25 protein-coding genes are annotated in these 25,034 nt (G+C 54.3%); 20 read left to right on the forward strand and 5 right to left on the reverse strand.

What is annotated here, in order from left to right:
* Positions 1 to 30 precede the first annotated feature (30 nt).
* Positions 31 to 1,530 (reverse strand): CoA-acylating methylmalonate-semialdehyde dehydrogenase, encoded by a 1,500-nt coding sequence (locus HCZ99_RS08820; RefSeq protein ID WP_167446554.1) that lies wholly within the window; start codon positions 1,528 to 1,530, stop codon positions 31 to 33.
* 155 nt (positions 1,531 to 1,685) lie between these two features.
* Here HCZ99_RS08820 and HCZ99_RS08825 point away from each other — a divergent pair, with 155 nt between their 5' ends.
* Positions 1,686 to 2,573, forward strand: coding sequence for a LysR family transcriptional regulator (locus tag HCZ99_RS08825; RefSeq protein WP_167446555.1), 888 nt, complete (start codon positions 1,686 to 1,688; stop codon positions 2,571 to 2,573).
* Positions 2,574 to 2,766: 193 nt separating this feature from the next.
* On the opposite strand, the gene HCZ99_RS08830 is transcribed toward HCZ99_RS08825, so the two are convergent.
* Together HCZ99_RS08830 and HCZ99_RS08835 are read right to left on the reverse strand one after the other, a co-directional pair.
* Complete coding sequence (locus HCZ99_RS08830; RefSeq protein ID WP_167446556.1) at positions 2,767 to 3,159, reverse strand: DUF2218 domain-containing protein; 393 nt, start codon at positions 3,157 to 3,159, stop codon at positions 2,767 to 2,769.
* A 507-nt stretch (positions 3,160 to 3,666) separates the two neighbouring features.
* Entirely contained in the window at positions 3,667 to 4,236 is a 570-nt protein-coding gene (locus tag HCZ99_RS08835) for a 4'-phosphopantetheinyl transferase family protein (protein WP_167446557.1), read from the reverse strand.
* A gap of 195 nt (positions 4,237 to 4,431) precedes the next feature.
* Between HCZ99_RS08835 and HCZ99_RS08840 the strand changes: the two genes are divergently transcribed.
* The 19 genes from HCZ99_RS08840 to HCZ99_RS08930 all read left to right on the forward strand — a co-directional run bounded on the left by HCZ99_RS08840 (position 4,432) and on the right by HCZ99_RS08930 (position 22,800).
* Positions 4,432 to 4,830, forward strand: a complete 399-nt coding sequence (locus tag HCZ99_RS08840) for a hypothetical protein (RefSeq protein ID WP_167446558.1) — start codon at positions 4,432 to 4,434, stop codon at positions 4,828 to 4,830.
* Positions 4,831 to 4,838: 8 nt separating this feature from the next.
* Entirely contained in the window at positions 4,839 to 5,615 is a 777-nt protein-coding gene (locus HCZ99_RS08845) for a beta-ketoacyl synthase chain length factor (protein ID WP_167446559.1), read from the forward strand.
* Positions 5,608 to 6,459 carry a lysophospholipid acyltransferase family protein gene (locus HCZ99_RS08850; protein ID WP_167446560.1) on the forward strand — a complete coding sequence of 284 codons (852 nt, stop codon included), beginning with the start codon at positions 5,608 to 5,610 and terminating at the stop codon, positions 6,457 to 6,459. The genes HCZ99_RS08845 and HCZ99_RS08850 overlap by 8 nt, the downstream gene beginning before the upstream one ends.
* The gene (locus HCZ99_RS08855; RefSeq protein ID WP_167446561.1) at positions 6,434 to 6,697 is read left to right on the forward strand and encodes a phosphopantetheine-binding protein; all 264 of its coding nucleotides are present in this window, start codon (positions 6,434 to 6,436) and stop codon (positions 6,695 to 6,697) included. Before HCZ99_RS08850 ends, HCZ99_RS08855 begins: the two co-directional genes overlap by 26 nt.
* A 2-nt stretch (positions 6,698 to 6,699) precedes the next feature.
* On the forward strand, positions 6,700 to 6,948 hold the full coding sequence (locus HCZ99_RS08860; RefSeq protein ID WP_167446562.1) for an acyl carrier protein: 249 nt from the start codon (positions 6,700 to 6,702) through the stop codon (positions 6,946 to 6,948).
* The gene (locus HCZ99_RS08865) at positions 6,929 to 7,543 is read left to right on the forward strand and encodes a hypothetical protein (protein ID WP_167446563.1); all 615 of its coding nucleotides are present in this window, start codon (positions 6,929 to 6,931) and stop codon (positions 7,541 to 7,543) included. The genes HCZ99_RS08860 and HCZ99_RS08865 overlap by 20 nt, the downstream gene beginning before the upstream one ends.
* A complete protein-coding gene (locus HCZ99_RS08870; RefSeq protein ID WP_167446564.1) occupies positions 7,540 to 9,297 on the forward strand; it encodes an AMP-binding protein in 1,758 nt (585 codons plus the stop codon). Before HCZ99_RS08865 ends, HCZ99_RS08870 begins: the two co-directional genes overlap by 4 nt.
* Positions 9,294 to 11,036 carry a glycosyltransferase family 2 protein gene (locus HCZ99_RS08875; protein ID WP_167446565.1) on the forward strand — a complete coding sequence of 581 codons (1,743 nt, stop codon included), beginning with the start codon at positions 9,294 to 9,296 and terminating at the stop codon, positions 11,034 to 11,036. Before HCZ99_RS08870 ends, HCZ99_RS08875 begins: the two co-directional genes overlap by 4 nt.
* Positions 11,026 to 12,588 (forward strand): HAL/PAL/TAL family ammonia-lyase, encoded by a 1,563-nt coding sequence (locus HCZ99_RS08880; protein WP_167446566.1) that lies wholly within the window; start codon positions 11,026 to 11,028, stop codon positions 12,586 to 12,588. Before HCZ99_RS08875 ends, HCZ99_RS08880 begins: the two co-directional genes overlap by 11 nt.
* Positions 12,585 to 12,992 carry an acyl-CoA thioesterase gene (locus HCZ99_RS08885; protein WP_167446567.1) on the forward strand — a complete coding sequence of 136 codons (408 nt, stop codon included), beginning with the start codon at positions 12,585 to 12,587 and terminating at the stop codon, positions 12,990 to 12,992. Before HCZ99_RS08880 ends, HCZ99_RS08885 begins: the two co-directional genes overlap by 4 nt.
* Positions 12,992 to 13,675 carry a LolA family protein gene (locus HCZ99_RS08890; protein WP_167446568.1) on the forward strand — a complete coding sequence of 228 codons (684 nt, stop codon included), beginning with the start codon at positions 12,992 to 12,994 and terminating at the stop codon, positions 13,673 to 13,675. The genes HCZ99_RS08885 and HCZ99_RS08890 overlap by 1 nt, the downstream gene beginning before the upstream one ends.
* Positions 13,675 to 16,032 carry an MMPL family transporter gene (locus HCZ99_RS08895; RefSeq protein ID WP_167446569.1) on the forward strand — a complete coding sequence of 786 codons (2,358 nt, stop codon included), beginning with the start codon at positions 13,675 to 13,677 and terminating at the stop codon, positions 16,030 to 16,032. Before HCZ99_RS08890 ends, HCZ99_RS08895 begins: the two co-directional genes overlap by 1 nt.
* Positions 16,022 to 17,335: an NAD(P)/FAD-dependent oxidoreductase gene (locus HCZ99_RS08900; protein WP_217701479.1), complete on the forward strand. Its 1,314-nt coding sequence runs from the start codon at positions 16,022 to 16,024 to the stop codon at positions 17,333 to 17,335. Before HCZ99_RS08895 ends, HCZ99_RS08900 begins: the two co-directional genes overlap by 11 nt.
* A 38-nt stretch (positions 17,336 to 17,373) precedes the next feature.
* Positions 17,374 to 17,973, forward strand: coding sequence for a DUF3261 domain-containing protein (locus HCZ99_RS08905; RefSeq protein ID WP_167446570.1), 600 nt, complete (start codon positions 17,374 to 17,376; stop codon positions 17,971 to 17,973).
* Entirely contained in the window at positions 17,973 to 19,208 is a 1,236-nt protein-coding gene (locus HCZ99_RS08910) for a beta-ketoacyl-[acyl-carrier-protein] synthase family protein (RefSeq protein WP_167446571.1), read from the forward strand. Before HCZ99_RS08905 ends, HCZ99_RS08910 begins: the two co-directional genes overlap by 1 nt.
* Positions 19,205 to 19,831, forward strand: a complete 627-nt coding sequence (locus HCZ99_RS08915) for an ApeP family dehydratase (protein WP_167446572.1) — start codon at positions 19,205 to 19,207, stop codon at positions 19,829 to 19,831. The genes HCZ99_RS08910 and HCZ99_RS08915 overlap by 4 nt, the downstream gene beginning before the upstream one ends.
* Positions 19,828 to 20,553, forward strand: a complete 726-nt coding sequence (gene fabG / locus HCZ99_RS08920; protein WP_167446573.1) for a 3-oxoacyl-ACP reductase FabG — start codon at positions 19,828 to 19,830, stop codon at positions 20,551 to 20,553. Before HCZ99_RS08915 ends, fabG begins: the two co-directional genes overlap by 4 nt.
* Positions 20,550 to 21,779, forward strand: coding sequence for a beta-ketoacyl-ACP synthase (locus HCZ99_RS08925; protein ID WP_217701480.1), 1,230 nt, complete (start codon positions 20,550 to 20,552; stop codon positions 21,777 to 21,779). Before fabG ends, HCZ99_RS08925 begins: the two co-directional genes overlap by 4 nt.
* Positions 21,780 to 21,846: 67 nt before the next feature.
* Positions 21,847 to 22,800, forward strand: a complete 954-nt coding sequence (locus HCZ99_RS08930; protein WP_167446574.1) for a D-2-hydroxyacid dehydrogenase family protein — start codon at positions 21,847 to 21,849, stop codon at positions 22,798 to 22,800.
* Positions 22,801 to 22,920: 120 nt separating this feature from the next.
* On the opposite strand, the gene HCZ99_RS08935 is transcribed toward HCZ99_RS08930, so the two are convergent.
* Both HCZ99_RS08935 and HCZ99_RS08940 read right to left on the reverse strand, forming a co-directional pair.
* Complete coding sequence (locus tag HCZ99_RS08935) at positions 22,921 to 24,468, reverse strand: TRAP transporter large permease (RefSeq protein ID WP_167446575.1); 1,548 nt, start codon at positions 24,466 to 24,468, stop codon at positions 22,921 to 22,923.
* Positions 24,468 to 24,989 carry a TRAP transporter small permease subunit gene (locus tag HCZ99_RS08940; protein ID WP_167446576.1) on the reverse strand — a complete coding sequence of 174 codons (522 nt, stop codon included), beginning with the start codon at positions 24,987 to 24,989 and terminating at the stop codon, positions 24,468 to 24,470. The genes HCZ99_RS08935 and HCZ99_RS08940 overlap by 1 nt, the downstream gene beginning before the upstream one ends.
* Positions 24,990 to 25,034: the final 45 nt, after the last annotated feature.

Raw genomic sequence — 25,034 nt, forward strand, 5'->3', positions numbered from 1 at the left:
CGCCTTTGCTTTTTGCCGAAACCGCAAAGCTTATTTCATCGTCGGCATGACGAATTCAGCACCCTTACGAATACCGGTCGGCCAGCGCGAGGTGATGGTTTTCAGTTTGGTGTAGAACCGAACACCCTCTGGGCCGTGCATGTGGTGATCGCCAAACAAGGATGCTTTCCAACCGCCAAACGAATGGAAGGCCATCGGGACCGGGATCGGCACGTTAATGCCAACCATGCCGGTCTGGGTGCGGGCCGCAAATTCACGCGCGGTGTCACCATCACGGGTAAAGATCGCAGTCCCGTTGCCATATTCGTGGCTGTCGACCAAGTTGGCAGCGGTTTCGTAATCTTCGGTGCGCACAACTGACAGAACCGGGCCAAAGATTTCTTCTTTGTAGATGCTCATATCCGGGGTCACATCATCAAACAGGGTGCCGCCGACAAAGTACCCTTCTTCATAGCCCTGAAGTTTGATGCCACGGCCATCAACAACCAGTTTGGCCCCTTCTTCGACACCCTTGTCGATCAAGCCCAGAACTTTATCGCGATGGGCGGCGGTCACAAGCGGGCCCATTTCGGCCTTTGGATCCGTGCCCGGCGCAACATGCAGTTCATTGATGCGCGGCACCAGTTTTTCAATCAGGGTGTCGGCGGTTTCCTTGCCAACCGGAACAGCAACCGAAATGGCCATGCAACGTTCGCCGGCCGACCCGTAAGCCGCCCCCATCAGGGCATCAACCGCCTGATCCATATCGGCATCTGGCATAATGATCATGTGGTTTTTCGCACCACCAAGGGCCTGGCAACGTTTGCCCTGCGCGGTCGCGGTTTCATAGATGTATTTCGCAATCGGGGTCGAGCCGACAAAGCTGATTGCCGTGACATCCGGGTCAAACAGCAACGCATCGACGGCTTCTTTGTCGCCCTGAACCACGTTAAAGACGCCATCTGGCAGACCTGCCTCGGTCAGCCATTCAGCCAAAAGAAGCGACGCAGACGGATCACGCTCGGACGGTTTAAGGATAAAGCAGTTGCCACATGCAAGGGCGACCGGGAACATCCACATCGGCACCATGGCCGGGAAGTTAAACGGGGTGATGCCCGCAACAATGCCCAACGGCTGACGCACCGAATGGCTATCGACTTTGGTGCCGACATTTTCGGTGAATTCACCTTTCAAAAGCTGCGGCGCGCCGGTGGCGAACTCAACAACCTCAATACCGCGGGTGACTTCGCCCAGCGCATCGGACAATACCTTGCCATGCTCGGCGGTAATTGCCGCGGCCAACTCTTCGGCGCGCTCTTCAAGGATACCAAGAAACTTGTTCAAGATACGCGCACGGCGAAGCGGGGTGGTATTGGCCCATTCGTCGCGCACAGCAGCCGCAGATTCAACCGCTGCCCGCACTTCGGATTTCGATGCAAGATCAACCGTGGCACTTTGTGCGCCAGTGGCCGGATTAAAAACAGCCGCCGAACGGCCCGATTTTCCGGCAACGCGTTTGCCGCCAATATAGTGGGTAAGCTGGTTGGACATGGGGGTTCCTCCCGATAAACCTGAATTTGGATTGCCTGATCTTAGGATCGGCAAAGTGGCGACATTATGAGTATGCACAGAGATGCACATCAATTATCATTTATGCAAATTCGATGTGCAAAATTTAAAGTCACCCGACACAAAGGACATTCCCCATGGATTGGGACCGGTTTCGCATTTTCCTTGCCGTCGCCCGACAGGGACAAATCCTTGCCGCGGCGCGTCAGCTGGGCCTAAACCATGCGACAGTTGGTCGGCAGCTAACCGCCCTTGAAGATGATCTTGGGACCAAGCTGATTGAACGGCGCACCACCGGATCGGATTTAACCAAGGCCGGTCGGGAACTTATGATCGCGGCTGAGGCCGCTGAATCTGCGTTTTTGCGTGCCGGAACGGCGGTATCCAACCAAACCGAAACCATCAGTGGCACGGTGCGTGTTGGCGTTCCTGATGGGCTTGGTAACTATTTCCTAGCAAGCGAGCTTGCCGGTTTTGCCGCCCAACATGCCGATCTGGTTATTCAGATTGTGCCACTGCCCCGAACATTTTCTCTGTCGCAACGCGAAGCCGACATTGCCATCACATTAGATCGCCCCAAACAGGGCCGGTTGGTGATCAAAAAGCTGACTGATTACACGCTTAGTGTCTATGCCACGCAAAGCTATATCGACAATTTTGGTGCGGTCGAAACAGAGGCGGACCTGACGGACCGGCTGTTTGTCACCCATATCGAAGACCTGATTTACAGCCGCGCACTTGATTATGCGGCCCGCCTTGGCAAGCTGATGAAACGGCGTTTTGAATGCGGCAGTGTCGTCGCCCAGATGGAGGCCGTGCGCAACGGGCACGGCATTGGGATCATGCATGATTACGCCACGGACGGCATTCCCGATTTGATCCGGTTGCTGCCCGAAATCCGCTTCACCCGGAACTATTGGATGCTGCAACATCCCGACACCAAAGACACCCGCAGTGTCGCCGCCGTCGCCGAACATATTACCCGTGTGGTGCGCGCAGCACGCGACCGGTTTGTCGTGGCGTAAATCCCGTTAAAACCCCTATCGCCACATCCATCATGCGGAACATAAAAAACAGGCGCAAAGACCAATGTCCTTGCGCCTGTTTTCTTTGGCTTTTCGTCGCGTTATCGGGGGCGCTTTGGGGGCGGATCGCTAATCGACCGCCTGCCTTAGTAAGACAGAGAAAGCAAAATCTGCCCAAACAGGTGACTTTGGGTCACTGATTGCGCCATTCGATTTCGATGGCTTTTTCCACCGACATATTGCGCAAGGTCTGCTCGAAATAGTCGCGGATTTGATCAAGCTGATCGTCATCGGATGCGGACATGGCAACGGTCAGGAACGAGGAACTTGCGGTGATTTCACAAACACCCTGATCAAACGCAAGAAGGCCCTTGTTACTGTCGCGCAGTTCCGCCTTTACCGAACCATCGGGCTCGCCGGTAAATCCCTTAAGGTAAACGGGGGCATTACGGACATAGATATCAGCAAAACAACAATTGGCGTCCATATTCTGATCCAATCTTACTTCAGAAAACTCTGTATTCCCTGACGTCGCTTCGTCTTCCTGATCCATCGAACCGGTTCCCTTTACATCGGCAAACACCATGGTCTTTGCCGTGATGGAAATCTATTGATCACCTGACATCTTATCGTGCCTGATATGGGGAAAATGATCCTTCAACATGAAAATCATCTTCCTTGCACAATCGATGGTAGTGACCACTGGTCAATAATAGGTAAAAGCTTTACGCCTAAATGGTTCTTAAGAAAACAAAAAATGTTCCAAATTCGCGTCACCGCAAGTCTTACGACTAAAAATTGCCGATGCGCCGCCCTGTTTCTCATCCTGTTCCCGCTTAAAACCTGTAAAAATTCCGTGCATATTCACACGAATAAATTCTGATTTACCCTTTAATTTCAGAGTTTTATACGGGGACGAGAACTAACCAGGATATGCACAGCTGCTACCGCGCGATGAATCTTAAAAGTTTTGTGAAATTCCTCACAATCGCCAGACGGTTACCGGGTTAAGCCTTACAACCGACGTGCCGATCCGATTTCGGGGTCAGCACAACGTCACCTTACCCGACAAATAGGCGGTCTATGCTTCGCGCTAAGCACCATCTATCGCAACCAAGCAGCTGGCAAAGTTTTCGGGTAGGGTAAGCGTGACTGACGGTATCTCTGTTTTGTCGCGTTGGGCTAACGGATCAACTTCGCCGGTTGCCTTAAAGACGGCTTCGTACCGGCACCAGGCATCATAAAAATCCGCAACCGATATATCAGACGGCATCCCCAAAAGCGGCGCCATTTCGGCAATGGACCGGGTTGGGTCGCAATATTCCAAATCAACGCCAACCTCTATCCCCGGTTTAATCGCCAGCGCGACAGCGACGACATTCCGGCTGTGACTGATACTTGTACCATGGCGCCCCCCAGAAATCTCTGCCCACGGGCGTCCTTGGGCGTCTTTGATCAATGTGCTTTCGTTGCCATCCGCAATTTCGGCCATCAAGGTACGAAGCATTTCATGCGCCTTTACAGATGCCCCGTGCCGCGCAGATTTGCGGGTGACTGGCGCATCATTCAGGACACAAACAGCACCGATGACCTTGCCGTTAGAATAAGAAAAGCGCTGCATATCTGGCAGGTTTTGTTTTGCTGTATTGGGGTTTTCGGCCATCGGTAAAATCCATTATCGCGAGACCAAAGTCGTTTGGGCCGCACCATACATTTTGTTATTTTAATAAAGCCGCGCACGCATCGAATACCAACTAATTGTTGGCAAAATTTCGGCAGGCAAACTTGCGTTTGGCAAAGATGTCCGATACCAGCTTTATTTGAGAAAACTTTCTTTTATTAACCAAGGCAGATCAAAATGCGTAGCTTAAAACTTGCTTCTGTTTTCCTCGTTGTTGCTGTGCTTTCAGCTTGCGCGGCAGGTGTTCAAAACGTATCGAAAGAACCGTTCCCTGCCAACGCTTCCAAACTGAGCTTGGCCGAAATTGAAGAAACCATCGTCGAAACAGCAACAAGCCGCGAATGGATTGTTCAGCGCGAAGGTCAAGGTCACCTTACCGCAACCTATGCCCCGCGCACCCACAGCGCCACGGTTACGATTTATTTTGATCAAAAACAGTTCTCAATCGTTTACGCCGATAGTACTAATCTTCAATATAATGGTAAAACGATCCACCGGAACTACAACCGCTGGGTCAACACGCTTAAACAGGATATCCTGCGCGCGGTTTCGGCCCGTGCGGCACTTGCCAACTAGGACACCAGATGACTTTGCTGTGCGCCCGACTGTCACGTTGGGCTTTGTGGGAAGATACCAACGGTCAGGCCAGCCTGACCTTGCAGACAGGCGAACACCATTCGGCTGTCACTCATCCCACGGTCGAGGCCGATCTGGCGCGCAGCATAAAACCCGCATGGCGACGCAGACTTGATCTGTTTGGCCGTGCGGCCGCCGAAACCCTCGACAAAGTCCTTTTGCCCGCAACAGACGAACAGACGGATAATCCGCATATCGTTTTCTGTTCGCAGCACGGCAACATTAACCGCACGGTTAAGCTCCTTCATCAGGTGGCAACGAATGATGCCCTGTCACCGGCGGATTTTAGCATGTCGGTTCACAATGCCTTTGTCGGGGTTGCCTCGATCAATTGGGCAATCACCCAAAGCCACACGGCAATTGCCGCGGGCCATGACAGCGTGATTGCTGGACTGACCGAAACCTTATGCCAGGTGATGGCAACGCAAAGCCCGGTGATCCTGTGCTATGTCGATTTGCCCCTGCCCGATGTCTATGCCAAGCAGGTTGGCGGACCAGAAGTTGGCACCGCCTTCGCCGCACGGTTTGAGCCCCAAAGCAGCGATAAAAAAGGCCTCGCATTTTCATCGCACCCGTCGGTGGAATCTGCAAACAATGCGAACTCGGCAAACACATCCGCCTACGATCACGTCAAACTGCTGACCAACTTTCTGGCGACGGAAACGGAACAACAGGTAACACTTTCTGGCGCCTGCACCGCATGGACCGTTTCACGCCATGACTAAATCCCCCCAGAATCAGGATCGGGTGCAGGTACATCCGCCGCAAACACCGCGCAAAAACCTGAACTGGTACTGGCGCCTTTTTGCGACGGGCTTGGCGTTTTGCACGTTTGGGATTGGCGGCCTGTTCATGGCGATTACGATTTTTCCGGCCATGATGCTTGTTTTGCGCGACCGGGCCAAACGCCGAAAATATGCCCAACTGGTGATTTGCCGGGGGTTTCGCCTGTTTGTTTGGATGCTAAGGCGTTTGGGGGTGGCCAACGTCGAGACCCAGGACATTCAGCGACTGCGCGATGCCAAGGGATGTTTGATTGTCGCCAATCATCCGACCTTGATCGATGTTGTGGTAATTGTCGCACAGCTTAATCATTGTCAGTGCGTCGTCAAACACCAACTGTTTCGCAATCCGTTCCTGTTTGGCGTTGTGCGTGCCGCGGGGTTCATTCGCAATGACGACAATCCGGAAAACCTGATCGTCGAGGCCCGCCGTCATCTGCGGTCGGGGGCAAACATTATGATTTTCCCCGAAGGCACCCGCACGCCAATCAATCAGACAATGGGAAAATTGCAACGCGGGGTTGCTAATATTGCCATCGAAACACAAGCTGACTTGATTCCCGTGGTTGTGCATTGTAATCACGAGACCTTGAAAAAAGGGGTTCCGTGGTATCGCATTCCGCCGTCGAAAATTTGCTACCGGTTGGAAGTCGGTTATCCGCTATTGTTTAATGACATAACTGATCCGAATTTGCCGCGCGCCAAGCAGGCCCGCGCGATCACTCGGCTCATCAAAGATTACATTCTGGACAGATTAAATAATGACTTCGCTGGAAACCGAACTTAAAGCCTTTATCATCGAAACGCTGAACCTTGAAGATATCGAGGTAAGCGACATTGACAGCGAAGAAGCCCTGTTCGTTGACGGGCTGGGGCTTGATTCAATTGATGCGCTGGAACTGGGTGTCGCACTTCAGAAAAAGTATGATGTGCGCATTGATGCCAAAGACGAAAACGTCAAAACCCATTTTGCGTCCGTACGCAATCTTGCAAACTTTATTCAGGCATCGGGGAAACAGGTTTAGTCATGCACAGCCGCCAAGAAGTCTACGATCAGTTGCACAACTATCTTGTTGATTTGTTTGAAGTCCCAGAAGAAGACATCACACCAGATGCACATCTGATGGATGATCTTGACCTTGATAGCATCGATGCCGTCGACCTGATTGTGAAATTCCAGGAACTTACGGGCAAGAAAATCCCGGCCACGGAATTTAAATCGGTCCGGACCGTGGATGACGTGGTCGAGAAGATCTATGTCCTGGTCAATTCCTAGGCGCATCACAGCCATTGTTGTTGCGATGCTGGGTATTCTGTATCCGGTTCTGGTTTATTTCGGCCTGTCGTCCTATGCGCCGCGCTATATCCTTTTGCTGCTTCTGGCGGTCATTATCGTCCGCGCGGCCCTGTTTGTTGCCAGCAAAAAATACCTGCAAGCCGCAATGGCCTTGTTGGTTGCCATCATTGTCGGGTCGGCAGGGATCGCCAGCGAAATCGTCGCGATCCGCTTTTACCCGGTGATAGTCGCGGCAACTTTGGCGGCGATTTTTACCGTGTCGTTGTTTTCCGGCATGCCGATCATTGAACGGTTTGCCCGCCTGCGCGAAGACGATCTTGATGATTATGCGCAAAACTACACCCGTAATCTGACCAAGGTCTGGATCGGATTTTTCATCGTCAACGGGGTGATTGCCGCCTGGACCGCGCTTTATGCCAGCCTGGAAACATGGACGCTGTATAACGGTCTGATATCCTATATTTTGGTTGGTATATTGTTTGTTGGCGAATGGCCGGTGCGCAAATGGACGCGCGCCCGCCATGACCAAAAAGTCAAAAGCCAAAATCCCCGCACCGATCAGGAGCCGGTATGAGCGTTTTTTTCGAAAATCTGTATGACGATGAAAACGCCAACACACCGCTATGTCTTGAAAACGGCGTGCCCTATCACGTGGGCGATATCGCGCGCGACATTGATTATGTTGCTGCCGGACTTGGCAACGGACAACGGGTTGCAATTTATTGCCAGTCGGCGCGTCGCTTCCTGATCGCGCTTGCCGCCGTATGGCAAAGCGGCAGCACCGCCATTTTACCGGCAACCGATAAGCCCGGTTACCTTGAAGAAATCGACCAGCAATTTGATCTACACCTGAATGACGATGCGATTGATGCGCGGCTAAACCGCGACAGTAATGCCCCCGCCACCATTGCGGCCGCAACCGAGGGCAGCGTGGCCAAAAGAAGTACCGATTGCCAAGCAATCTTCTTTACCTCTGGCTCAAGCGGCACGCCCAAACCGATCATCAAAACTCTTGCCCAGATCGAAGACGAAATCGCCATCCAGCGCCCATTGTGGCAGTCGATCATCCCGGCGGGTGCACGCATGGTTGGGTTGGTATCGCACCAACATATTTACGGCCTGATTTTTCGCATCATCTGGCCGGTGATGACCAAGCAAATATTCACTGCCGACCCCGCCCCGTTTTGGGACATGGTCCTGCATGATATTGCCGCGGGTGATGTGCTGATCACCAGTCCGGCACAGCTTAAAAACCTTCATCCTGATCTGGCAGATGCGCCACGCCCATCGATGGTGCTGTCATCCGGCGGGCCGCTTGATCTGGCCACCGCACAGGAAGCCACCCGTGTTTTTGGTGTCTGCCCAACCGAAATTTATGGCAGCACGGAAACCGGTGGCATTGCGTGGCGTCAACAGTCCGCTGCCGATACGCCGTGGCATCCGCTGCCCGATCTTAAAACCAATCTGAACGAAAACGGCTGCCTGCGCGTCTGCGCCAAACACATTGCCGGGGATGACTGGTATCAAACCCAAGACCGCGCAACGATTGATCAAGATACCGGCTGCTTTACCCTTAAGGGCCGAGCAGACCGGGTGGTAAAGGTCGAAGGCAAACGCATTTCACTGGGCGCGGTTGAGCAGCATTTACGCCAAAGCGATCTGGTAAGCGATGCGGTTGCGCTTTTGGCCGATGAAAATGATCGCCGTTTGGCAGTTGTCGCCGTTCTGACACACACAGGGAATGACGAACTTCAGGCACACGGTCCGTTCCGTATGGGCCGGTTGCTTCGGCGTGAAGTTGCCAAGTTCGAAGACGATGCTGCCCTGCCCCAACGGTGGCGCTTTGTCGATCAACTGCCGACCGATAGTCAGGGCAAACGCCCGCTTCATCTGTTGCGTGCGTTGTTTGCCAAAAAGACCGATATCGAACCGGTCATTCATCACCAAACCCGCGACGGCGGCAAGGCGGTGATTGGCTTAACCTTGCGGTCCGACATGACCTGTTTTCAGGGGCATTTCCCCGGGCAGCCGATCCTTCCGGGCGTGGTGCAATTACACTGGGTTGCCCAAATTGCGTCAAACCTGTTTGGCTGCGCCAAGGGGGTTGGCGAAGTCAGCCAGTTAAAATTCCGCCATCCCATCACGCCAGATGACGACGTGAAATTGGATCTGGATTTTGATCCCAGCACCCCCAAGGTGAAGTTTCGCTATCATTCCGAGACCAACGGCGTTCATAGCTCCGGCACGGTCAAGTTTCGCAACCCGGAACTGGCATCGGATGTGGCACCAGATCACTCTGCTGATCCAAATGGGGATCGAGTCAGATGAAAATTTGCGCCCTGATCCCGACCCATAACCATCACGAAGTCCTTGGCGATGTCGTCGCGCGTGTCCGTGAACATGATTTGCCGGTGATTATCATTGATGACGGATCAAACGTCACGACAGAGCAAAAAGTCCAAGCCCTGCATGATCCAGAAAACGGTGTGACCTGTTATCGGCTGCCCGAAAACGGGGGCAAGGGTGTCGCCGTGATGCAAGGCATGGCATATGCCAGCGCCGCTGGCTTTAGCCACGCGGTTCAAATTGATGCCGATGGTCAACACGACCTTGATCGACTGTCCGACATGCTCGATCGGGCGCGTGAAAATCCATCGGCCCTGATCACCGGCCTTCCGATTTACGATGAAAGCATCCCAACGGGGCGCAAAATTGGCCGTTGGGTCACCCATGTTTGGGTCTGGATTGAAACCCTGTCGACCGACATCCGCGATAGCATGTGCGGTTTTCGGGTTTATCCGGTTAAAGAAAGCCTTGCGGTCTGGCACGAAGAAGGTGCCGGCAACAAAATGGATTTCGACACCGAACTGATGGTGCGCCTGTATTGGCGCGGGGTGCCGATCCTTCATGTGCCCACAAAGGTCACCTATCCGCAGGGCAATATTTCAAACTTCCGCATGTGGGCCGATAATGTCCTGATCAGTTGGATGCATACCCGGCTGGTGTTTGGCATGCTGGCCCGCCTGCCCGGCTATCTGCTGCGCGGCGGAAAATTTGCCAAACCCCAAACGACCGCAGATGGCGATAATGCGGGCCGCGACCAAAATAACCAAAATGCCCAAGACGAGGACGCATCGCATCATTGGGCCGAAATTGACGAACGCGGCATTTATTTTGGCATGCGTTTTTTGGGCACGGTCTATCGGTTTGCCGGGCGGCATGTCTGCCTTGTGGTGATGTTACCGATTATTCTTTATTTCTTTCTGACCGGGCGTATCGCACGGCGTGCATCACATGATTTCTTGCGACGATCTGAACAGCATGGCGGCGGTGTTGCGCCGACCCGCTGGAACAGTTTCCGTCATTTCCTGCGGTTTGGCGAAAGCGCACTTGATAAAGTCGCCGCCTGGTCCGGCGAAATGAAAGAAAGCGATCTTGAGCTTCCCAAAGATGCCGAGGGCCTGTTTGACTATATGCCGCGCAATCAGGCAGCCGTGTTGCTGGTATCGCATTTTGGCAATATGGAACTGGTCCGCGCCATCGCCAGCCGCGATCGCAATTTCCGGGTCAATGTGTTGCTGCATCAAAAAAACGCCGCGCGCTTTGGCCGGGTGTTGCAAAAACTGGCCCCGGAAAGTCAGGTTAACCTGATCGAAGTCACCGATATCGGCCCCGATACCGCGATCATGTTGCGCGAACGGGTCGAACGCGGCGAATGGATTGTAATTGCCGCTGACCGCGTTGCGATTGGCGCGCGCGATAAAACCATTTCCGTGCCGTTCTTTGGCGAAGACGCACAGTTCCCGCAAGGTCCCTTTATCCTTGCCTATCTGTTACAATGCCCGGTCTATATGTCGGCCGCTTGGCGCACGGGAAAAACGTTTAAGATCGTCTGGCACAAACTGACCGATCAACTGATCCTGCCACGCGCCAACAGGACCGAGGCCATCACCCAATATGCCGCGCAATATGCGCAGTGGTTGGAAAATATTGTTGTTCGTGAACCGCTGCAGTGGTTCAATTTCTATGACTTCTGGGCAAAGAAAAAGGCCGAAGATGACCAATAGCCGCATCAATGTAATCTTTGGCGAAGATGACCTGACAATCGAAGATATCGTTGCCCTGTCTGAGCAACGTGCCCAGCCGGTCCTATCCGCCGACGGCGATTTTCGCGCCCGCATCCAAAAGGGAGCGGACTTCCTGGATCAGGAACTGCGCGAACAGGGCCATATATACGGTGTAACCACCGGATATGGCGATTCTGTATCGCGCCGGGTTCCGCCGGAATTGGTCAGCGAACTGCCCCTGCATCTTAGCCGTTTTCACGGCTGTGGCTTGGGCGATATCCTTGCCCCGGATCAGGCGCGTGCGGTTTTGGCCGTGCGATTGGCATCCCTTTGTTCGGGCTATTCGGGTGTCAGTTTTGATTTACTGGATCAGTTGGCCAACCTTTTGGCCCATGACATCACCCCCCTGATCCCCGAAGAAGGATCAGTTGGTGCCAGTGGCGATCTTACCCCGCTTTCATACGTGGCGGCGGTGTTAATTGGTGAACGCGATGTCCTGTATCGCGGGGAAAAAACATCCGCCGAGGCCGCCTTGCAACAGGCCGGATTAAATCCGCTGACACTGCGCCCCAAAGAAGCCCTTGCGATTATGAATGGCACGGCGGTCATGACCGCGCTGATGTGTCAGGCCTTTATGCGTGCGGATTATCTCTGCAAGCTCACCAGCCGCATCACGGCCCTTGCCAGCATCGGCTTGCTGGGTAATCCGGCCCATTTTGACAAACGTCTTTTTGCCGCCAAACCCCATCCGGGGCAGGCCCAAGTTGCGGCATGGATCGAAAGTGATTTGTCCTCACTTGGCGCTGATTATCAGTCGGCCCGCCTGCAAGATCGGTATTCGTTGCGCTGTGCGCCGCATGTGATTGGCGTGTTGGCCGATATGATGCCCACCTTCCGCAAAACACTTGAGATTGAGCTTAATAGCGCCAATGACAATCCGCTTTTGGATGTCAGCGAAAACACCATTTTGCATGGCGGCCATTTCTATGGCGGGCATGTGGCCTTTGTCGCCGATGGCATGAAAACGCTGGTCGCCAATCTGGCAGATTTGATGGATCGGCAAATGGCGCTTTTGGTCGATACCAAATTTAACCATGGGCTGGCATCGAACCTTTCGGGCGCAGAACCAGACCGCGCATCGATTAATCACGGCCTTAAGGCGGTTCAAATCGGTGCGTCCGCCTGGACGGCTGAGGCATTAAAACAAACCATGCCCGCCAGTGTCTTTTCACGTTCCACCGAATGTCATAACCAAGACAAGGTCAGCATGGGCACGATTGCGGCGCGCGATTGCCTGCGGGTGCTGCAACTGACCGAACAGGTTGTTGCCGCCAACCTTTTGGCGGTCTGTCAGGCAATTGCCCTGCGTCAGAAATCTGGTGAAATTCACGCCAAGCAACTTGGTCCAGATGTATCGTCCTTTATCGACAGCCTGAAAACCGACATTCCATTCATCGCCGAAGACCAGCCGCTTGAAGGCACCTTGCGTCTTCTGGTATCGCGCATTCAAAATCGCCACTGGGCGCTTTATGATGAAGACATCCCATCATGATCAGTGCATCCATTACCGAAACGATCCAGTTTTATCACCTTGATCCAATGAATGTCGTCTGGCACGGCAATTACGTGCAGTTCTTTGAAAATGCCCGCTGCGCGTTGCTTGATAAAATTGACTATAACTATCCACAAATGGATGCGTCGGGCTATGTCTGGCCGATTGTCGATATGCGGGTGAAATATGTCGGTCCCTGCACCTTTGGTCAGGAAATCAAAATCACCGCCACCCTGCGTGAATATGAAAACCGGCTTAAAATCGATTATCTGATTACCGATGCAAAAACCGGCCGGAAATTGACCAAGGGCTTCACCATTCAGGTTGCCGTCGAAAAAAGCAGCGGCGAGATGCAGTTTTGCAGCCCCGATGTCCTGACCCAAAAGATAGAGGCGCTGGTGTGATGACCCATCGCTGGCCGAAAACCTTGGCAATTATCGCGTTCCTTGGCACGGCCATTTTACCAAACGTTTCTGGCATCGCGCGCGCGCAAAGCACACGGCCCACCGCCATTCAGATGCCAACCGCGATCAGTGATCAGCAATATCTGACGGGGTCATTCGCACTTGATCGTCACCTTGCCGGGTTTGAGATGCCCTTGGCATCGCGCGGGGAATTTATCCTGTCGCCCAGCAAAGGTTTGGTTTGGCAAAATCTGGAACCCTTTCCCGATACAACAATCATGACCGATCAGGGGATTGCGCGTAAACGCGACGACGGCACGTATGAAACCATTGCGTCCGGCGCACAGTTTCACCAATTCATCGCACTGATTTCCGCCGTGCTTGCGGGCAATTGGGAACCCCTTTCAAACCAATTCACCGTCACGGACAAACAAACCGCGTCTGATCAGACCGGTGCGGATGCAAACAGCCCTGATTGGCAAATAACGCTGAAGCCTAAAAACACCAACGGCCTGTCCGAACAAATCAGCCAGATTACCGTTATGGGCGCGAAATTCGTCACCCACGTTACGTTGCACAAACCATCCGGCGACCGCGATGAAATCACCCTGACGGATCAGGAACGGCATGATTTGCCAATGCCAGATGATCTTGCAAAACGCTTTTCTGGGCCGCATCCATAATGACAGAACGCGGGGGGATTGGCACTGGCATTGGGGCAGGCTTTTGGGGCATGATTTTGCTGATCATGGCCGGACTTGGCCTGTGGCAAATCACATCGGGCAAAAGCCCGATTGATGGCGACGTCCTGTCGCTGATCGGGATGGAACAATCAGGCGATGGCGGGCAAAAATCCGATATCGAAACCGTCCGTGATCTTTTGGCGCAAGATGCCAATCAAGCCATCGTCATGCTGTCCCATGACCAGCAAGATATGCTTGAAACCATGACCCGCCAATTGGCATCCGATATTGCCAATATTCCCGGCACAAAATCGGTTTCGCTGCCCGGATATGATACCGGCAATCTTGCCCGGTTTTCCGATTTCTATCTGCCGCATGCGCAAAGCCTTTTGTCGGACCGCGACCGTGCGCTTTTGCGCGACGGCAATGGCGAACCGGTGTTTCAAAACGCGGTCAAAACCCTATATGCCCCGGCGGCACTGATCAGTGCAAAATCGCTCCGCGCTGATCCATTTTCCCTGTTGCCCGGCTTTTTATCTGACCTTGGCCGTAAATTTGGCCATACCGGGATTATCCAATCTGCGGCCAGCGATGCCTTCCACACCCCGATAATCATCACCCTTTCCCCGGACCTTCGCCACACGGGCAAGGACAGTGCATGGGTGGATGCAATCAACGCCGCCATTGCAAATGCCCAATCCAACCCGGCCAATCAATCAGACGGGTTTGGCATCGCCAAAACCGGGCAGATCTTTTTCGCCGTGGCCGAGGCAACTGCGGCAAAATCAGATGTTCAGCGCATCGCCATCATCGCGACCCTTGGGGTGTTTGTGATGGTGCTTAGTGTGTTTTTCTCGCCGCTGCCGTTGATCGGCGCATTGATGACGGTTGGCAGTGGCTTGATCGTTGGTATTGCCGCCGTCACCCTGATTTTTGACAGCATCCATGCGATTGCGCTGGTGTTTGGCGCCAGCCTGATTGGCATTTCGGTCGATTATGCGCTGCATTATCTGGTATTGCCCGCCGACGGTTCATCACCAAAATCACGGATTAAAACAATCCGCGCGGGGCTCAGCCTTGGCCTTTTGACATCGGTTCTGGGCTTTTCGGTCTTGGCGGTCAGTCCGACGATCTTGCTGGCACAAATTGCGGTCTATTCCATCGCGGGGTTGATTGCGGCCTATTTGACCGTGCTTTTCCTTCTGCCGCTTTTGCCCGCCCGTGCGGTTCAACGCCGGTCTTTTATTCCATGGATCTATCAGCACCTTGATGGGGTTTTGCGCCATGTGCAATTACCCCAAATGGTGCGGGTGATCTGTGCAGCTTGCATTCTTATCGGGTTTGGCCTGTGCATGGCGTTTATTCCAACCGATGACGATATTCGCCATCTTGGACGGGGAAACGATACGCTGACCCAGCAGGCCCGCCTGATCGGGGAAACCATGGGGATGGGCGGCAACCCGATCTTCATCCGCATTGATGCCCCAGACAACGAAGCCCGCCTTCAAACCGGCGAGGCCGTCCAAGATGCCCTCGCCCCGCTGATTGAAACCGGCATCGTCGGATCGGCATTCGGTTTGTCTGATATGATCCCATCGATCAAACGTCAGGACGAAAATCGCGCTTTGATCCGCGATCAGCTTTACGCCCCCTATGCCGAAAAACTGCGCGCACTTCTGCCCGTCCCGTTTGACGCCCCTGATCCCAAAGCCCCCTATGTGCTGGCCGATGCAAATGCCTTTGATCATTTGCCCGAACTGGCCAATTTGCACGATGGCACGACCGACATCATCCGCCTGACAGCGGTGACCGATGCCGATGCTGTTGCCCGCGCCATTGCGCCCATCAATACCGCGCGCTTGGTTAATCCGCGCGCGACCATCACTGCGCAATTTGCCGATTACCGCGGTTGGGCCATGGCGGGTCTTGCAATTGCCTTGCTGTTTGCTGGCGTTCTTGCCATCGTCCGATATGGGGTTGTTGCGGGGATTTGTGTTTTGGGCACCCCAGCGGGGGCGATGTTAATGGCCCTGTTTGGCGCGGCGGTGATGGGGGTGACGATTAATTTCTTTACCATCATGGCGCTGTTTTTGGTCTTTGCCATTGGGGCGGATTACGTGATCTTCTTTTCCGAAAGCCAAAAGCACGGCCAACAGGACGAAACCCGTTTGGCGGTGTTTTTATCCCTGATCAGTAGTATTTTGGCCTTTGGCCTTCTTGCCAGCAGCTCTGTTCCCGTGGTCAGTGCCATTGGCACGGTTATGGCGATTGGTCTTCTTAGCGCTTGGGTCCTGTCCTATGTGATGTGCCCATCATCTTCAAACGCCGATACAATAGTTGACGCCCATGCCCCGTAATGACGTGCCCCATCATCAAATGCCTGACAGTCAAAACACCGCGAACCGCACCGCCGATGCCCATTACGATTGCGACATCGCGATTATTGGCGCAGGTCCGTCGGGCACGGTTGCCGCCAAATTCCTGCGCGATGCCGGGTTAAGCGTGATTGTCCTCGAAACACAAACCTTCCCGCGTTTTGTCATCGGCGAAAGTCTTTTGCCGCAATGCATGAACGTTCTTGAACGGGCCGGCTTGCTCGGTGCGATACAAGATGCTGGTTTCCAATATAAAAACGGGGCGGTCTTTGCCCGTGGTGCACAACATCAATCCATCGATTTTCGTGAAAACTTCGAAGATACCGGATGGGGCACCACCTTTCAGGTTCAACGCAGCCGGTTTGACCAGATTTTGGCACAGGAAACCCAAAATGCCGGGGCCGATATCCGGTTTGGGCACAAGGTAACCCACGCGGTTCTGCGCGATGGCGACTGCACGCTGGATTTTGAAAATGAGGCGGGCGAAACCGGGCAAATACGGTCGACATTCGTCATCGACGCCAGTGGCTATGGCCGGGTGTTGCCCCGCATGTTGGGCACGGCCAAACCAGATGACGGTCCGGGCCAATCGATCAAACGGCGTGCTGTTTTCACCCATATGCGCGATCACATATCCGGTCCGTCTTACGACCGGGAAAAAATCCTGATTACGGTGCACCCAGTGCGATCTGAAATTTGGTATTGGCTGATCCCGTTTTCGGACGGCACGGCATCGGTTGGGGTCATTTACCCCGATCAGGATCCCGAATTTGACGGGCTGGATGATCAAACCATCTTTGATCGGTTGATTAACGACACCCATCTTGGATCGTTACTTGCCGATGCCGACCCCATCCGACCGCTGGGTACGATTGCCGGATACGGCGCACAATCAGATACCCTTCATGGCGACGGATATGTTTTGCTGGGCAATTCGGCCGGGTTCCTTGATCCGGTATTTTCATCGGGTGTGACCATTGCCATGCAGTCGGCTGAGTTGGCCGCAACGGCACTGATCGCGCGCAGCAACGGCCAACCCGTTGATTGGAATGCCGATTATGCCATCCCGCTAAATAAGGGGGTTGAAACCTTCCGCGCGTATGTCGATGCGTGGTATGACGGACGTCTGCAAACGATTATTTTCAACCAACCTGACGAGGACAACAAACTCAAACGTATGGTTGTTTCAATCTTGGCAGGCTACGCTTGGAACCTTGAAAATCCGCTGGTAAGTAAAACCGACCGTTATTTAGAAATGTTGCACGATTTATGCGATCCATCCTGATCCCCATAATGTTGGCCTTCTCCGTTACCGCGTGCAGCATGGATTCTTCCGGCCTGTCGGTAAGCAACCCGTTTGCGACCAGCCCATCACAAAAGATCGTTCTCGATCCGGTTTCCGGCAACAGCATCACGCTGCCGCGAAACCCGTGGAACGACGATCAGACGCTTGAGGCAACCCAACAGGTCACCGCAGAATGGCAACCCGCGCACACAAACACTGGCGCGCCCAACACCGATCGCACCAGCGCAACCTTCCTTGCCCGCATTTCGGCGCACAAAGGTACGGTGAAAATTGTCGTGATTGATGATCTTGGTCGACGTGCCCTTGCCATCGATTGGACCCGCGATGCCCTTACCATCGTTAAGGCCGATTGGGTGCCCGATGCCCTTGATCCGACGCGTCTGCTTGCCGACATGGTCATGACCTATTGGCCTGCCGATGTTGTGCGCGATGCGGTTAGTGATGACATGGTTGTCGAAGACACCATGGGCCAGCGCACCCTTCGCACCAAAAAGGATGGCTTTGTCTTTGCTGTGATCGAACGCCCCATCCGCGATCCGTGGCAGGGTCTTGCAACAGTGCGCAATCAAAAACTCGGCTATGGCTTGACCATCAAATCGCAAAGACTGGAAAACTGATGGCGTCCGTAACCCCATCATTCCTGTCGGCCCTTGGCATTGTGTCCGCCCTTGGACAGGGCGTTGACGAAACATCGCGCACCCTATTTGGCAACCGCCCGGCGGATATGATTGCCCATGACGATTTCCTGATCGACGATACCACCATTTTGGGTACGGTCACCGGCCCCATCCTGTCGTTACCCGAAAACGTGCGCGACTATGACACACGCAATAACCGGTTGCTGTGGACGGCGGTTTGTCAAATTCGGTCTGAAATTGACGACATGATCACGACCTTTGGCCCGGACCGCGTTGCCATCATTCTTGGGACCAGCACATCGGGCATCGAAGAAGGCACCAACGATTATCAGGTGATGCTAAATACCAATGCGTGGCCGGACGATTTTCGCTATTCGCATCAGGAAATCGGATCCCCCGCCGAATTTCTGCGTGCCGCCCTTGGCACGTCTGGCCCGGCTTATGTGATTTCAACCGCCTGCTCATCAAGTGGCAAGGCCTTTTCTGCTGCCCGGCGTTTGATGGACGCGGGCATGTGTGATGCGGTGATTGTTGGCGGTGTTGATAGTTTATGTCGCCTCACCGTGCGCGGGTTTAACGCGCTGAATTCCGTCTCGGACGGGGTTTGCAATCCGCTCAGTAAAAATCGCGACGGGATTAATATTGGCGAAGGCTGCGCTGTTTTCACCCTTCGCCGTGATGCGGGCGACATTGCCCTGATGGGGGTTGGGGAAACATCCGATGCGCATCATCCAAACGCCCCGCACCCTGATGGGATCGGCGCGATTGCCGCGATGAAATCCGCCCTTAATCAGGCCGATCTTACCCCCGATCAGATTTGCTATATCAACATGCATGGCACCGCGACCGAGCTAAATGACAGCATGGAAAGCACCGCCATTTCGCAAATATTTGGCGCGTCAGTCGCGGTCAGCTCGACCAAGCCACTGACCGGCCATACCCTTGGCGCGGCAGCCGCCATCGAAGCCGCCATTTTGTGGCTTTCCTTGCATCACGCCGATGACGGCGCGCCGCTTGCCCGCCATCACTGGGACGGTGAAATTGATCCGGATTTGGCCCCGTTAAATGTCGTCACCCAAGATGGCCAACGCAGCGATCCGGCCAGACAGCCCGAAAACCAAATCGCAATGATGAGCAATTCCTTCGCCTTTGGCGGCAGCAATGTTTCCGTCATTCTGGGCAAGCGATTTGGCCAAGGACAGACAGCATCATGACCCAAACAGCACGCGCCATGTCACCTGATACACATACCGGCCGCGAAGCGGACACGGATCACACCGCAACCAACATTGCCATGCCCGCGGTCGCCGACCTTGTCCCGCATGCCGCCCCGATGTTGCTGATTGATCGGGTATGTGATGCCGGGCCAAATCACCTTCTGGCCGAAGTCAAAATTGATAAAACAGTGATGTTTTATGAAAAGGACCGGGGTGTGCCGACCTATGTCGGGATTGAATATATCGCGCAAGCCGTCGCGGCCTATGCCGGATGGCGCGGCAAACAATCCGCCCCCGATACAGCCCCGGCCATTGGCTATCTACTGGGCACGCGGAAAATGACCCTGACCCGTGACTGGTTTGAAACCGGAAGCCGGTTGCATGTATATGTGGAAAACATCTTTGAAGACGGCGAAATGGGGGTTTTCAAGGGCGAAGTTTCCGTCGTGAATGGCGACCAGAACGCGGATGGAAATAACGAGGACAGCGCATTAATCGTGTCCGCACAGATCAATGTCTATCAACCGGGTGACGCTGCCGGCAAAGAGACAGCAGCAACAGCAGAAACCACAACAGCGACGTTCCAAGAAACCAACGACAAAGAAACGGCAACGCCATGACAGATAGCATTTTGGTAACAGGCGCCAGCAAGGGCATCGGGGCCGCCACCGCCAGACGCCTTGCGCGCGACGGATATGATGTGATCATTCATTACCATTCCGACCGCGACGGCGCGCAAAAGGTCCTTGATGACGTGACCGCCCTTGGCCGTTCTGGGCGTTTGATCACCTTTGACATTGCGGATCGCGACGGTGTCCGTACGGCCCTTGAAGCCGACATTGCCGAACATGGCGCGCCGTTTGGGGTGGTGCTAAATGCCGGCCTCACCCGTGATGCGGCCTTCCCGGCGCTTGAAGATGATGATTGGGATAAAGTCCTGCACACCAATCTAGATGGATTTTACAACGTCATAAAGCCGCTGGTCATGCCAATGATCCAGCGCCGCAAGGGCGGGCGCATTGTCGCACTGACCTCTATCGCCGGGATCGCGGGCAATCGCGGGCAGGTAAACTATTCCGCGTCCAAGGCCGGGATCATTGGCGCGGTAAAGTCCCTAGCACTTGAACTCGCCAAACGCAAAATCACGGTAAATGCGGTCGCCCCCGGTGTGATCGAAACCCAGATGACCGATGAATTGCCCGCCGACGAGGTCAAAAAAATGATCCCCATGCGTCGCTATGGCACGGCCGATGAAGTTGCCGCCACCATTGCATTTTTGTGTGGATCGGACGCGTCCTATATCACCCGCCAAGTCATCAGCGTGAATGGGGGGATGCTATGATGCGGCGCGTTGTTGTCACGGGCATGGCCGGAATTACCGCACTTGGCGATGATTGGGCCACCATTTCATCGCGCATGTATGCGGGCGAAACCGGTATTCGGCGCATGCATGACTGGGATGGTCAATACGATCTGCGTACCCGCCTTGCCGGCCCGGTCGAAGATTTCAGCTTAAAGGGGAAATTTAGCCGCAAACAACTGCGCAGCATGGGCCGTGTTGCCCAAATGTCTGTTGCGGCCACCGACAAGGCCCTTGAAATGGCCGGGCTTCGTGAAGATACCGCAACATTACAAGGCGGACGTCTTGGCATTGCCTATGGGTCGTCATTTGGCAGCACCCCACCGGTTTTGGGCTTTACCAAACTGATCCAAACTGGCGATAGCAACGGCATCACCGCGACAAGCTATATCCAGATGATGAGCCACACCTCGGCGGTGAATATTGGCGTTCTGTATGGCATTTCCGGGCGCATCATCCCGACATCCACCGCCTGCACATCGGGCAGCATGGGCATCGGCTATGCCTATGAGGCGATTAAATACGGCATGCAGGATGTGATGATTGCCGGCGGGGCCGAGGAACTCTGCCCGACCATGGTCGCGGTGTTTGATACCCTGTTTGCAACCAGCGACAATAACGATCACCCCGAAATCACCCCGCGCCCCTATGACGCGGATCGTGATGGATTGGTCATTGGCGAAGGCGCCGGGACGCTGATCCTTGAAGAATACGAACATGCCAAGGCGCGCGGTGCGACCATTTACGGCGAAATCGTTGGGTTCGCATCCAATTCCGATGGCGCGCACATTACCCAACCACAAGCCGATAAAATGGAAATTGCGCTGCGCAAATCGCTTGCGGATGCCAATCTAAGCCCCGCCGATATCGATATCGTCAACGGGCATGGCACCGCAACCGATCACGGCGACCTTGCCGAAAGCAAAGCCACCCGTGCGGTCTTTGATCGCGCCATCCCGATCCATACCCTTAAGGGTCATTTTGGCCATACACTGGGCGCGTGCGGCGCGGTTGAGGCATGGCTGGGCCTTGAAATGATGCGCGAAGGAAAATTCATTCCGACCGCAAATCTGAAAAACCCGGACCCAACCTGTGCGGAGCTTGATTACATTCAAGACACCCCGCGCAGCATGTCCGCCGAATTCATGATGAGCAACAATTTCGCCTTTGGCGGCATCAACACATCGCTGATTTTCACGCTGCTATAGATCGCAAGACACTGATCGGCGATGCTGGACAACGCAATTGGATATCGTTTGGAAACGGAGCCCGTAAATGCGCATCGCCATTCTTGATGACTACCAAAACCTTGCCCTGCAATCTGCCGATTGGTCACCAGTCCAAACCCATGGCGATATCACGGTTTTCAACGATACCCTTGTTGATGAAGCGGCCTTGGTCGAACGGTTGACCCCATTTGATGTGCTGTGCGTGATGCGCGAACGCACCCCCTTGCCCGCATCCTTGCTGAGCCAACTTGCCAACCTCAAACTCATTGTCACGACGGGCAAACGCAATGATGCAATTGATGTCGCCTGTGCCAATGCGCGTGGCATCACTGTTTGCGGCACAAATTCGCCCGCCACTGCCACACCCGAACTGACCTTTGCCCTTATTTTGGGGCTGGCACGTGGGATCGTTCCTGAAAACACATCGATGCGCAATGGGGGCTGGCAAATCGGCCTTGGGCAAGATTTGGCGGGATCGACCCTTGGCATCATCGGGTTGGGGCGTTTGGGCGCAAAGGTCGCCACCATCGCCAAGGCCTTTGGCATGCGCGTCACCGCCTGGAGTACGAACCTTACCAAAGAACGCTGCGCAGAACTTGGTGTCGAACATATGCCGACCAAGGACGCCCTTTTGGCCGATGCGGATTTCGTCACCATTCATCAACGCCTGTCGGATCGCACCGTCGGCATGATAAGCACCCATGAATTCAAACAGATGAAGAATTCGGCGTTCCTCATCAACACGTCCCGCGGGCCCATTGTCGATGATGCCGCCCTGATTGACGCGGTTAATCACGGCGAAATCGCAGGCGCCGGATTGGACGTCTATGACCACGAACCCCTGCCAGCCACCCACCCACTGCGCCTGTGCGATGGGCTTTTGCTGACCCCGCATCTTGGCTATGTCACGCGTAAGACGTGGGATGTGTTTTACGGCGAAACGGTCGAGGCCATTTTGGCATGGCAAAAGGGCGAACCGATCCGCGTCATTACCCCATGAAGATCAACCAACCCGGCATCCTTGCCGCAAAATAACGCGCAAAACAAAACGCCCCCGCAATATCGCGAGGGCGTTTTAAACAGGATCAAGTCCCACCGGATCAGATCAAACAAGATCAGATCAGAACACCACACTCGGCAACCAGTTCGCCAAGGATGGCCAAAGCCAGATGACAAAGATGCCAAACACCTGAAGCGCGATGAACGGCACCACACCTTTGTAAATCTGGCCCGTGGTAATTTCGGGTGGGGCCGCACTGCGCAGGTAAAACAGCGAGAACCCAAATGGTGGGGTTAAGAACGATGTTTGCAGGTTGATCGCAATCAGGATCGCCAACCACACCGGATCATGGCCCATCATAATCAAACCGGGCGCAATCAGCGGCAGCAAGATCACCGTGATTTCAACGAAATCAAGGAAGAAGCCCAGAACGAAAATCACCGCCATGCAGAAGAACAGCGCCCCTGTCGGGCCACCGGGCATGGATTCAAGGATTTCCGCCACATGGTCCTCGCCGCCCAATCCGATAAACACCAGCGAAAACATGCTGGCGGTCAGGATGGTGGCAAAAATCATCGAGGTAACCGTCATCGTCGATGTCAGTGCGGATTTTAAAACATCCGCCTTCCATGCCTGTTTAAGGCACGCCGCGATCGAGACAATCCCGGCAATCGACAACACGACGTAACCAACGCCAAGCGCATAATCAAAGCCGGTCAGGTCACTGCGCTGCAACCGCACCGGCGCAACACCCGCCATGATTGCCAAAATCAACAGGGCCAAGGTCCCCAACAGAACCAAATTCCGATTAGCTCCCTGACGGACACCGGCCATCAAGATCGCGCCAATCGCGCCAACCGATGCTGCCTCGGTCGGGGTGGCAATGCCGCCCAAAATCGCGCCCAAAACCGCAATAATCAGCAAGACCGGTGGCAACACCGCACGGAATACTTCGCCCATACCCGGCCGCCCGTCGTCGCTTTGTACCGGCGGCATGTCTTGCGGGCGGAAATAACCGCGGAGCAAAATATACAGAATGTAAATCCCAACAAGTGTCAGGCCGGGGATCAAGGCACCGGCAAAAATCTGGCCGACGGAAATGGTTTCAATCGTGAATTTGCCCTGTTCGTACTGCGCCTGCTGATAGGCCGACGACATCACATCCGACAAAATAATCAAAAGCGTCGAAGGCGGAATAATCTGCCCCAAAGTCCCGGCCGTACAAACAAGCCCGGATGCCAGTTTCGGGTTATATCCGGTGCGCAACATGGTCGGCAGTGCGATCATGCCCATGGCAATCACCGTCGCGCCAACAATGCCGGTCGATGCCGCCAAAAGCGCGCCAACCAGCACCACCGAAATGCCAAGCCCACCGCGCAACTGGCCAAACAACCGCCCCATGGTATGTAGCAAATCTTCGGCAATGCGCGACCGTTCCAGCACAACGCCCATCAACACAAACAGCGGAATGGCGATCAGAACGTCATTGGTCAGGGTGCCAAAAACGCGCTGCCCGAATGCGCCCATCAGGCCGATATTCATCGCACCGGTGACCCAGCCGATATAGCCGAAAATCACCGCAACACCGGCAATGGAAAACGACACCGGGAAACCCAAAAGGATGCAGCCCATCAGGGCGGCAAACATCAATAAATCAAGATATTCCATTAGCTTTGCGCACCCCTGTCCTCAGCACCGCCGCGCAAAATAATAATTTGCCGGAGCAAACAGGCCACAGACTGAATAATCAAAAGAAGACAAAATGCCGGGATCAGCGATTTCAAAAGCCACACGGCAGGAATACCCCCAACCGAAATCGCCCCTTCCATCATGGACACGGAATTAACCACCGACGGCCATGTCCAATACAGCAACGCTGCCATGGACGGGATCGCCAGCACCGCATAACCAAATGCATCAATGCGGGCCTTGGTGGTGTCCTTGGCCGCGGCATAGAAAATATCCACCCGCACATGCCGATCCACCAAAAGCGTATAACCCGCACCCAGCATAAAAAGCCCGGAATGCAGGTACAAAACGCTTTCATTAAGCGCAATAAAACTGAACCCGAAAACATAGCGCAGCAAAACCACGCCAAATTGCAAAAGAACCATCAACAGCGCAAACCAGCGCACCGTCATTCCGGTCCAGTGGTTCACAAGATCAAGCCGGTCAGCAAGGCGTTGCATCAAATTCCCCCGAAAGCAAAAAACCGGCGCAAGGTTAAATCCTTG

Origin of the sequence: Thalassospira lucentensis, from assembly GCF_011806425.1 — a bacterium.
Classification (GTDB): domain Bacteria; phylum Pseudomonadota; class Alphaproteobacteria; order Rhodospirillales; family Thalassospiraceae; genus Thalassospira; species Thalassospira lucentensis_B.